The 11,972-nt window shown below is 43.2% G+C and carries 7 protein-coding genes; all 7 read right to left on the bottom strand.

The genetic code is table 11. From position 1 onward, the window contains the following. Positions 1–354 precede the first annotated feature (354 nt). The gene (locus BWR19_07250) at positions 355–1,389 is read right to left on the bottom strand and encodes a hypothetical protein (protein APX92742.1); all 1,035 of its coding nucleotides are present in this window, start codon (positions 1,387–1,389) and stop codon (positions 355–357) included. 548 nt (positions 1,390–1,937) lie between these two features. Continuing rightward, entirely contained in the window at positions 1,938–2,756 is an 819-nt protein-coding gene (locus tag BWR19_07245; protein ID APX92741.1) for a transposase, read from the bottom strand. Continuing rightward, the gene (locus BWR19_07240) at positions 2,753–3,064 is read right to left on the bottom strand and encodes a transposase (GenBank protein ID APX92740.1); all 312 of its coding nucleotides are present in this window, start codon (positions 3,062–3,064) and stop codon (positions 2,753–2,755) included. The genes BWR19_07245 and BWR19_07240 overlap by 4 nt, the downstream gene beginning before the upstream one ends. Before the next feature lie 48 nt (positions 3,065–3,112). Continuing rightward, on the bottom strand, positions 3,113–4,192 hold the full coding sequence (locus BWR19_07235) for a hypothetical protein (protein APX92739.1): 1,080 nt from the start codon (positions 4,190–4,192) through the stop codon (positions 3,113–3,115). 335 nt (positions 4,193–4,527) lie between these two features. Further along, a complete protein-coding gene (locus tag BWR19_07230; GenBank protein ID APX92738.1) occupies positions 4,528–5,466 on the bottom strand; it encodes a hypothetical protein in 939 nt (312 codons plus the stop codon). Between the two features lie 705 nt (positions 5,467–6,171). After that, complete coding sequence (locus BWR19_07225; GenBank protein APX92737.1) at positions 6,172–6,411, bottom strand: hypothetical protein; 240 nt, start codon at positions 6,409–6,411, stop codon at positions 6,172–6,174. 3,742 nt (positions 6,412–10,153) lie between these two features. Next, positions 10,154–11,950, bottom strand: coding sequence for a multidrug ABC transporter ATP-binding protein (locus BWR19_07220; protein APX92736.1), 1,797 nt, complete (start codon positions 11,948–11,950; stop codon positions 10,154–10,156). Positions 11,951–11,972: the final 22 nt, after the last annotated feature.

Raw genomic sequence — 11,972 nt, 5'->3', positions numbered from 1 at the left:
CACGGGCAGTACGAAACTATTATATCCAAAAGCCTTGAAGAAGATTGCACCAACGGTACTGTAAACATACGATGCGCTGTAATTAAAAGTATCTAACAGTTCATTCCAATTCAGCAGCGACCATTCATATGCTCTCCTTGTAAATACGACAGCATCACCATCTGCACCCGGCGGCACGAATATTTCATAGTAATTAAGCACCATTAAAAGCAAACGAAACGCAAAACCAATCATTATCGGCCATAGTAGCCAACGATGCTTAATTGAAACCATCAAACAAAATACAAATGATAGTAGAAGCATTACAACAACAAAAAGCGACGTTATCATATATGTCTCACTAAAGGGACAGCGTTAGACTGTTATAGCTTCTTCGTATAAGGCAATGTGCTTATCGACAGAAGTTTTAATAAAGTAATCACCCGAATAATCAAGCGCGTTTTGGGAAAATAAATGACGCAACTCACTATTCGTCAACATTTTCTGTAATGCTGCAGCATAACCCTCTTCATCCAGTTCATCGACAACAATGCCATTACATGCCTTGTGCACGATTTCAGCACACCCCCCGACATTGGTCACAACAACCGGAAGCCCACTAAGGGTAGCTTCTATCTGCGCAATCGGCAGCCCCTCCCACGCAGACGACATAACAAAAACATCGGCTTCGTAAAGCAGCTCGTCTACATTGCTAACATTACCCAGGAACTGCACATGATCTGATATTCCTTTTTCTCGTACCAATTGCTCAAGATTCTCGCGCAATTCGCCTTCACCGGCTATTTTCAAGTGATAATGGCCGTCGCCGAATCTGGCTAGTGAAGTTATCATTAGCGACAGGTTTTTCTGATCAGACAACCTTCCGATACTGATTAATTTCACCATATCATCAGACGACTTTTCACCGCCTCGTATCCGTCTTTTTATACGTTCCGGTGCCACGCCGTTATCAATTCTCTCAACCTTCTTACGGGAAACACTTTCTAAAAGATTTTTGCAAGCTAGACAGATACCTATATACCTGGAAACCTTAATATCCAGCAGCTTATAAATTACTGATTTAGCACCAAGACGAATATTGTGATGAGTATAAATAACTTTTGCATTCTTCACAAAGAGCGAAAAAATGGTAGCATAATACAAATGGCAGTGCACAATATCCGGGGAAAATCTAGCAGCTACCTGATTGATTTTCCTTACACCGCGCCACGGTTTTTTCCGAGCTTCCATGCCTATAAAGTCATATTCGATGCCATAGCTTTCAATTTCTTTTAAAAATATTCTTTCAAAACTGGCATCTCTTCCTGTTTCTGACGCTCTATCGAGAAAAAGAATAAATACCTTATGGCCAGATTTAACCATTTCAATAGAAAGATCTTTTACATACACCTCAGCTCCTCCCGAAGCGGCTGAGGATATTATGTGCATAACTTTAATTTTTTCCATATAGACAACCAAGACCCTGTACAATGATTTCAAGCCCACTTTTCAAGAATAAATTATATCCCAATGCTCCTAAAAAAATACAAGTCAGTTATAATAAAACCTTATGCACAACCGAACACTTGAAGATGTAAATAAGAACGTGGAACAATTAATCCACCAAACAAGACATTAGGACATCCAAGCACAGTGGCCAAGTGTTATTCCAACGGTATTTTGAGCATTCCAGTAGTTTTTTCTACTGAAATTGGTGAAGATCGATCGTTATATTTATTTGACCTAAGGCTGCTGTATTAACCGATCATATAGTCAGTGATAGATTGCTTTGCCACCGCAATATTATTGAATAGAACTCGGGCTAGAGACAGATTAGTTGAGTACCTCGGTATAGTTTTCCAGCAGTGTTCGTCAGTCCAGCGCCTTTCGCGGCTATATATTCAGTGAGCCGGCGATTGTAATGACCCCCTGTAATGACCCCCTGGTTTCTGCACACCCTACGCAGCTAATGCCGAGTGTGCCCGGGGTGCCACATAGCCCAACGACTGATGTGGCCGCTCTTCGTTGTAGTATCGGATCCAGCGGCTGATGACCGCTCGGGCCTGGCCCTGCGAGTCGAACCGATGTTGCCAAATGTACTCTTCTTTCAAGGACCGGAAAAAGCGGTCAACGAGCCCGTTCTGCTCAGGCGTGTAGGGCGTCGTGAACTCTTGGGTGAATCCGTAGGCCTTCACCGTCCCCGTATAGTGTCGGCTGCTGAAGACGAGGCCATTATCGGAGCGAAGGGCCAACGGCTGATGAATACGGCCCAGTGCGACGAATCGATGCACCAGAGCCTCTTCCAGCGCCGCTTCAGCGGTCTTGCTGCTGCCGTTGTCCGATAATCGCCAGCCAAGGATCTCCCGCGTGCAGCAGTCGATGATCACCGCCAGGCTGGCCCTCCGATCCTTGCCGCACCACACATGCGTCAGATCGGTGGCCCAGCGCTCATCAGGCCGTGAGGCGATGGAGGGCAAGCTCTTGGCACGAGGTCGGAAACCCTGAGGCCGTTTGCGCACCTGCCAGCCTTTTAGTTGCAGGATGCGCTGGATTGGCTTGCGGTTCTCGCCCAGGATGCACGCCAGTCGGCGATAGCCATAGGTAGGGAACCGTTCCAGGGCCAGCTTAACCCTAATGGTCAGCTCGGTATTGATCACACGGCGCCGCGCTTTGGGGCGGTAATACAAGGTCCGCCGGGGAAGCCCCAGCCATCGGCAAAGCTTGACGAGCGATACCACGTGACCTTCCTCGGCCAGTTGCGCCTGCAGCGACCTCACGAGTTCTCGTCCTCGTCGAGCAGGCGCTTGAATTTTTTTAGTGTGTAGATCTGCAGGTGGGCCTCGCCCAGTGCCTCCTTGGTCTCCCGGAGCTCGGACTCGTACTGCTCACGGATATCCTTGGGGCGGGCTTTGAACCCCTTCTCCATGTTGCGCTGGGCCTCATCGATCCAGCCCTCGACCTCGGAGACAGTGAGATCGTACTGGCGAGCTACCTCAGCGACCGTGGTCTTGCCCTTGAAAATGTCCATGACCATGGCGGCCTTGCGCTTGGCGGTCCATCGCTTGATGGGGTTATCGTCACTCATCCTATCCTCCTGATGGCTGCACTATAGCCTGTGCAGCTCAGAAGGGGGTCACTTCAAAAGTTCATTATACACAGAAAGTATAGCCGAAGCATGCCCTTGTAACGAAAAGCTTCTTGCATAATTAATCAAATCTGAAGACTCAAAGTAGTTATTTTCAATTAACAAATTAATTCTCCCTACAAAGCTAGAAAAGTCATCATCATCAGAAATATAGCCATGAACACCGTTAGTCACAATTTCAGGAGCAGCTCCAGAGTTAGTTACAATTACTGGCTTGCCGGATGCAAAAGACTCTATAAATATACGTCCAAACGGCTCGTTTTTAGCCGGATGAATTAAAACATCCGAGGCAGATAGATAATCTTCGACATTTTTTACCCAACCAGGGAAATACACTTTACCGCGATTGGGGAAAGAAACAACAGAAAGCAACTCTTTTACTCTATCTTCGCTGAAATCGCCAAGCATTATTAATTTTATGTTGCTAAACTTATGCGACAACTCTTCAAGTGATTTTACTGACCATTCAGGACGTTTGCAGGGATCATCTCGGCCAACCTGAATTAACACAAAATCTTCAGGTAAAATACTTAATTCATTTCTTATTCTTGTTCTCGCCTCTTTAAAAGGATCTGAATGCACAACAACAGGGTTATAAACAACCTTCCCATTACTTTTTTCAAAACGGCAAGCAACGAAGTGTGATATAAATATTTTTTTTTGCGCTAATAAAGACCGTAAAAAATCAGCCTTGCTCTTTCTTGATCTTCTAACATGCCAGACACATGGTAAATTACTATACTTACAGGCTGCCCCCCAAGGCAAAATGCTTGAATCGTCATTGCAGTGTACGATGTCAAATTTATTATATTTTAAATATGCAGCTGCCTTTACCGAGAGTAAGAAGGATTTGAATATATTCTGAACAACACTCTTTTTTCCAGTTGATGGCTGAATACCTGGAAAGTCGACAATAACAACTTCGACACCCTGGTTCTTAAACAACTCTGAAGCGGGTCCATCCTCAGGAAATAAAGCAATCACTCTATGCCCGTTCACTTGCAAAGCATTCGCTAGTAATGAGGAGGAAACAAAAGACCCTCCCACTATCGAGCGTGTAAATGGCATTAGTATTTTAATAGTCTTGCAATTCATTTCTTGCATAGAGCTAAAGCCTATATGGAATATATGTTAATGTCAGACAAAACCCGGCCTGATTATTTCAATCATGAATACATAAACGAAGAATTAAATTAATACCAAGCCTAACACTACACTGGCTATTTTTTACGTTACAAATAGACATTCTGGACGTCGAAATAAAATGCTAGCAAACTAATTATAAATCAAAACTTATAAAAATGTTAAGCTATAATGGCATAAGCACAAAAGGCTGATAATCACAACAAAAATCACACTACGCTATATGTAAGGCAGTAAATTCTTCAGACAATATGTAAGTATTAACTGAAAAGCTTTTTTTTCATTTTTTGACAAAACGAATAAATCCTAGCCAGCGTTTTTCGCCAACCACCATGAGCATATAATAAAGACTCTCCCCCACCGTAAGTCCAAACATCCAATAAGGGTAACTTAGGGCACTCTAAGTAATCTTCTGCAAAAGGCAAGGAATTTAAATTCCTACTAAATAAAACCTCTAGCTTTTGGCTTTCGATATCAGTATATGGATAAAAGCCAGCTCTGCCAATTTTTTCAAAAAAAACCAATATGTAATTTTTTTTCTTCAACCTATACGCAACCGGAAGTGGAAGCCACATAATTAAAGGATAAATATAGATACCCATTTTAATACCCAAACTTTCAGCATGCCTTTCATTATTTTCCTCTCCATCAAGAATCACACCAGACAATGAAAAAAATCTATCGACGCTAAATAGACCAGTATCTGAAAAGAACTTAGTACCAGGGCAATTATCCATTTTTAAATAAGCAATATTGGATTTATCTACGCAAATATTTCTTAATAAATCTCGCCTCTTATGGGATTTTAAAAATGATAAAGATAGTTGCATGCTATTCTCATTTTTAAGAAAAAACCTTTCAAAGTTAGCGAAATCAAATTGAGTGAACTTACGGACTAACTGCATATCATCTTGTATAAAAATCACATATTCTATTCTATCATTTCTCGCATCATTAAAAGCTGCCATCATATTTTCATGAAGCCCGCCATTGATATCAAAGCTATCATATTTATCCGACTTCAAGATACGGCATTTATTTGAAACAAATTTCAAATACCGCAAAGTATCTGGATCTTCACTACAATCGTCAACTATTACGATTTCAGAATCACAGGAGTTTCTTAATAGCGAATCGACGCAATTCTTAAGGAACTCATATCTGTTGTAGGAGAAGACGTATATTCTAAGATTATTCATAAGTCAACTTTTATAAGATTTAAATGTTAATCTCTAGATGCCAGGTACTGGGTAATTGACTAGCACTTAGCCAGATAGCCAGATAGCCAGGCCGTTTGGCCCGCAAATTTATCGCTGCAATCTGCTCTGGTGTGTACCGTGTCGTGAACTCCTTAATAAGCCCGTAGGGCTTCACCATTACCGTAAAATGCCGGCTGATGAAGACAAGCCCATTATCTGATCTCAGCAATAAAAGCAGATAAATTCAACCCAATGTGGCGAATCAATGATTACCGCAAGGCTAGCCCGCTGATCCTTACCCCACCAGACTTGTGTCAGGCCTGTGGCCCTGCACTCATCAGGTCGTAAATCTACTAGGGTAAGTTCCTGGCGCGGGCCCGGAAGCATTGGGGCTGTTTGTGCACTTGCCAGACATTCAAGTGCAAGGTGCGCTGTATCGGCTTGCAATTCCCACCCAGCACCGACGCCACGAGATGATAACCGTAGTTGGGCAAGCGCTCCAGAGTATCTTTACCCTGCTGCCTAGGTCGGTATTGATCACGCGACATCGCAGCTTGGGTCGGTAATACGACGACTACCGGCAAAGCCCCAGCAACCAACAAAGCTTGAGCAGTGATACCACGTGTCCCTCCTCGACCGTTTCCGCCTACAGCGACCTTAAAAGTTCTCATCTAGCAGGCGACGCCACATTTTAATAGCGTAGATCTACAAGTGGGCCTCACCTAGTGCCACCTTGGTTGCCCACAACTCGGATTTGTACTGTTCGCAGATGTCCTTTGGGATAGCCTTGGCCCCATTCACCATGCTGCCCTGGACCTCGTAGATCCAGCCCTTGACCTCGGATACAGTGAGGCCGCACTGGTGAGTCACCTCAGCGATCGTAGTCTTGCTCTTGAAGGTATCCATGACTACTGCGGACTTGCGCTTGGTCATTGAGACCAGCATCCCTTGATGGGATTATCATCACTCATCCTGTCCCCCTAATGGCTGCACTATAGACTATAGCCTGTGCATCTTTGGAGGGGGTCACTTCAGTTGGGCAAGATCATACCCATATAGCTCATCTGATCATCAGTGCCCCTAAATGAGCCGATTTAATGTAGCATGAAAAAATTTATTATATTATTAATAACTGCACATTGTAGTGACTGAAATAACCATTCAGCGCCATTTATTTATCATCTCCTTTACTCACCTAAAGTTGGTATTTATAAAACGAGAATGGCTGATTACCATTTAACACCCTATCGAATATCTTTAGTGACTCACCAACAGTAAGATCTTTTTTGACTACAGCAGGCCAAGTTGCTACAGATTTTCTATTAACGACTTTCCTAATAAGAACTGTTACATACTTAACACCAAAAGCACTTAAACATGCAGCTCTATGCTCGCCACTAGAAATCACAACCGCATAATCATCACCATCAATCAACAAACACCCAGTCATTGGGTCAGAAGCACATACTGACTCTTTATAGCCTTTACTTTTCAATGAAATAATCAATTTAAAAATCCTATTAAATTCAAACAAACCTTTTTCAAGAGACACAGGACCTATCGCTAACCACCCACTATTTGCAGGTACGTTAAAGTGACTATGCTTACTCTCGAGTAAAGATATTTTATCGCGCTTTCTTCTTATCTTATTACCAAAACTTTTATCCCACGGAAAAGTAACACAAGATGCATCTAATGCACAGAGACGATCATTGTTAACGATTTTTAGACCAAGTAAATCTTTAGCTGAAGAGGGCTGAAAATTATTGTAGTAGTCTCTGAGTGGTGAAGTCTTATAGCTTTTACAATGACCTGCCATGATTTCCCTTGCAGTAATAGCGAAAGGGTGTGCCGTATCGACTCCGCAGGAAAAAGCCATTAGATTTAAAGATCTTATTTTATCAACGTCAACAGAGACTTTAACCATACATGAAGGCGCCCTAGTTGCAGCATCCAGAGGGCTAACAGGTAAGCTAGAAAAGTCAGCAATATACTCAGTATTACAGACATGGAGGATTTTATTTGTCACTTTTAAGAACAACTTTCTAGTAAGGAATGTAATAAAGCTACGTAAAGTGGAGAGAGTGGATATTTTAGCCATTTATTTCTCGTTTAAGACAATGCAAAAAGTCGTCTGCTTAGCTTAATTTCCGTTGTATTGAATAAAAACAAGGCTCATACCTTATAGTACTTGCTTAGCCTGATAATTACAATTCTCAACGGGCTCTAGATAAAGAGTGTGCTGTCATGATTTGTAAACATGCAACCTTGTTCCTGCTTCCTATTTTAATTGAATGCAAGTCAACACCTAACAAACTTTCTGTAAAGGACAGTGATTCCATAAAGTCTTTATGCAAATCACTTTCATTATAAGGAGATACAAGATAAGACCACGACCCTTGATATTTCAACCATTTCGGCTGGTATTTTCCTGGTACAATAACACCTAGCCTATTCGCAAACTTATTAAGCAAAGAAACACAGAATATCTTCCTTGAAAAACCAACTCCAACAGAAGAATACAAACTATTTTGTAGCTCATCTTTCTTGAGATGCAAGGGTATTTTAAAAGCAATTTCTACAAGCTTTCTAGACATGAAAGGTTCATAATGAGGACCATACCTACGAGCAGCGTGAAAATGTGCGGCACTTAAGATGCTTGTAAATGGGTAATTGTTTACCATATCATTCCTATGCTCAATACCTAAGCCAAGCATTGTACTCGCTTGATAATATCGGGTATTGATAGCATTTGCTATTTCTCCACTTAATGTTGCACCCATCTCATTAATAACCCAATCATAAGAAGTACTATTTATTTCTTTTCTTTTAATTGCTTGCAACCTTCTCTTATTATATATACTATTTCCACGTAAGAATGCATCACCCAAATATCCCCCTAAAATAAAAGGTGTATTTAGATGCTCACCAAGCACTCGGTTGTGGAAGTGTGCATCTCCCCACAAATTTTGAGTAGTAATGCCGACGGGACGTGATCTGTATAATTCAGAATAATGTGAGGGACTTCGCAATACTCCATTTAATTTTATCCCAATCTTTTTAGCAACCAGGGAGGTTATATAATAATCAATGTTCTTGACAGGATACAATGTCACAGCATCCAATCTCATGCAGCTTGAAGCTAGCTGAGAAATCATTCGTGTATCTTTTCCAGCAGAGAGTGTAGTAGCGCCACTTTCTCCCAACAATACAGCCATACCTCTAAAGAATAATTGCAGCTCTTCTTTTATCAAAGCTCCCCACTCTTCGGCACTGGTATCCTCGACACAGCTTGGCGGTACCCAAAGCTTTTCAAAAGCCAAATCAGGAAGAGTATACAATGCCCCCGGAGCTAGCTGAACAATCCCATCATAAAGGGTGTAAGGGTAATTTATACGCCCATTTACTACTAACTCTACACCCGAAATCTTATCAATAGGCGGCCCTAATATTGCTGCAATAATATCAGGACTAGATGACAGAAAAACAGCACCCTCGCTTATTGCTGAGTAGACTGGCACAGCTCCTAGTATATCTGTATATACTTCTGATTTTTTTATCTTTTTATTAATACAAACAATTGCAGCGGGATGTTCAGGAACCATAATATTCTTATTTTTACCGCCCTCACCCCATATATCAGCTATGCGTTTACTACGGCAGCTGCTCTGGACGGAGGAGCCAAGTTTTTTTGTTTCCCCTTTATCAATCAGAGGGTCACCTACGACAACACATATAAACTCTTCATCTTCGTAAGGATCAAGACCCGTGTAACAGCTTTTAACTGCAATTATCGCCCCCCACTCACCATGGCTAGAAAAAACTATACTTTCAGGGATATATCCTACGCTTAGGAAGCCTTTTTCAAGGGAAGCAATTTTTGATTTATCACTGCACCATATAAAATCCATTTTGCCCTCAGAGTACTATGTTAAATAAAGTTGTCATAAGAATATGGGCGACCTCAAGTTTAAGCGTAACCTTATTAAATAGCACTCGGACCAGCGATGGCTTTCTTGAGTACCTAAGCATAGACTTCCAGCGGTGTTCGTCTGTCCAGCGTCTTTCGCGGCCGTGTATTCAGTGAGCCGGCGATCGCAGGAGACCGTAGGTAGATGCACACCTAGTCCGGGATCTATTGCCGCCGATCCATAACACGGCTGCGGCGTCGCCGCTTACCTTTGCCTTATCGCAGACAGGTTATTAACTCCTTATTGAGCGAGCCACGGGCATGACGTATAGCACGCTATAAATAACTTCGTGTGAAACGCGGTGCTCAGAATTAATAGGAAACATGCGTTTCATGTGTGCGGGCTATATTGCGCAGCAAGTAGACCACCCGTCCTATCAGCTCGCTATCATGATGCAATTGGGGGCGACGCCAAGTCCTACAGTGGGCCAGCCGGGCTCGGTACCTGGCGAGACTGGCATCGTAGGCCTTATCAGACCTGATCGTGTGGCGTGCCAGATCCTTGAGATAGTGCTGAGAGCACGTCCCAGTTGCCGTGCAATGGTTCGAATCGAGTTGTGAGCCTACATCAGCATGATGCCGGCACTGTCTTCAGCGGTGAGGTGGCGATAGAAATGAGTTATGGTAATACCGTAACTGATGTGGCAGGTATTGAACTTCGTCTTTGAGACCACTGTTATACTACGAACGAACAATTTAACACATTTAGAATTTGATTTAGGAATGATCTGCCATGCGTTTGAATATGCTATTTCTCCCTTCAAGTTCGAAGAAAGTACCTTTATCAACTAGCTTTCCTTCGCTGATAAGGTATATGCAGTCACATTTTTTTACTGTGGCTAATCGATGGGCAATCATGATAATTGTCTTTTTTCCCGAGAAGTCGTGAATGGCGTCCATTACAAGCTTTTCAGTAATACCATCTAATGCACTGGTAGCTTCATCAAGCACCAGTACTGCCGCATCGTCATAGAGCGCACGAGCAATTCCTATCCGCTGACGCTGCCCACCTGAAAGCTGAATACCGCGTTCTCCTACGCGAGTCGCCAATCCGTCAGAAAGCCGCTCAATCAGTTCATCCAAGCGGGCCATATGTGCTGCGTGCATGACACGTTCATCATCGATTTCATCAGGAGGTATGCCAAAGGCAATATTTTCACGAATACTGGCATCGGAGAGAAAGATTGCTTGTGATACAAACCCAACACTGTTCTGCCAAGCCCGCATGTTCTCGTCTGTCAACGTTTCGCCGTCGATCATAAGTCTGCCCTTCTGAGGTACTATCAACCCTAGGAGCACGTCAATGGCTGTAGACTTACCAGAACCAGAAGCGCCCACTAAGCCAATTAGTTCATCGCATGGTATCTCCATTGTTAAACCGTCCAACGCTTTGACATCCTTGTCAGGATAGCTGAAGTGAATGTCATCCAGGGTGATAGCTTGCTTTGGCGAAAGCTTGCCTAATTCCATCGCAGACTGGCCACGGACAGCATTCTGACTGGCCACTAAGTCATCCTCCATCACATCAAATGAAGAAATATTACCTTTTATTTTCGCAAGACTAGCGTAAACCTGCTGAAAAGCGGGTAGTAACTTGAAACCTGCCAAAGCATAAATAGAAAGAACCGGAAGAATGTTACCTAAATCCCCCTCATGTGCTGCTAATAAGTATAACACTAGAGAAATCACTGCACCGAAAGCTAATAATTCCATAGCATACCTTGGTACCTGAGAGAGCCCGCTTGTCATCCCTTTCGCCAGTCCCATTTTTTTGCTGGCCACTTCAAAACGTCGGTTAAAATCCGCCTGTCGACCCAGTAACAAGGTGTCTTTTATGCCACCAAACCCTTCATTCATAAGCTTGAATCGCATGCGGTTAGTTGAAGAAACAGTTTTACCATTGTTCGTTAATCTCCTACGTACTGTGCGGAAAAGCCCCCAATATGCTGTAGCGAAAAGCACAAGGCCAATCAAAGCCACTACTGGATTGAAAATGAAAATAGTCGTGGCCATGACCAACACAAGCACTCCCTTAGCATTCATCTTCATTAACGGCTGAATAATATTGTCTGTTACCCTCGTGGTCTCCTGAGCAATCTTGTTGATCAGCTGGCTGCTACTGCCGCTTGCGTGAAATAGCCACGGCTGCTGCATATAATGTTCGAAAAGACGAACAGACAACTCTGCTCCAACCTGCTGCGCGTAGAGTGCTAGCTGCCATGTTACATAGATAGATATCGCGGCGGCACCCGCGAGAGCGATCAGAACAGCCACCCCCAGCCAGAAGAGAAATTTTTGTGGTGTTTCCAAGCCACTTATATGGTAAAGCTGCGCGAGTGTACCCTCACCTTCCAGCCTGCCCATATCTCCAACTACAGCCATGAATGGACCAATCGCCACAACGCCCGCCACTTCGGCGAAGGCCATGATCACAACAAGCACTTGAAGCCTAAGGAGCCTCTTGCGCTGCTCTTTGTTCAGTAACTTCCAAAGTTGACGGACACGTCTAAACATACGAAATCCTATTATGGTCGGG

It is taken from the genome of Halomonas sp. 1513, assembly GCA_001971685.1.
Taxonomy (GTDB): domain Bacteria; phylum Pseudomonadota; class Gammaproteobacteria; order Pseudomonadales; family Halomonadaceae; genus Franzmannia.
This window is presented reverse-complemented; position numbering and strand designations above follow the sequence as displayed.

Bases quoted from the DNA above. Each gene is read 5' to 3' on its own strand.
- BWR19_07230 (APX92738.1), bottom strand. From the start codon at position 5,466: ATGAATAATCTTAGAATATACGTCTTCTCCTACAACAGATATGAGTTC.
- BWR19_07225 (APX92737.1), bottom strand. From the start codon at position 6,411: ATGCTGGTCTCAATGACCAAGCGCAAGTCCGCAGTAGTCATGGATACC.
- BWR19_07240 (APX92740.1), bottom strand. From the start codon at position 3,064: ATGAGTGACGATAACCCCATCAAGCGATGGACCGCCAAGCGCAAGGCC.
- BWR19_07220 (APX92736.1), bottom strand. From the start codon at position 11,950: ATGTTTAGACGTGTCCGTCAACTTTGGAAGTTACTGAACAAAGAGCAG.
- BWR19_07235 (APX92739.1), bottom strand. From the start codon at position 4,192: ATGCCATTTACACGCTCGATAGTGGGAGGGTCTTTTGTTTCCTCCTCA.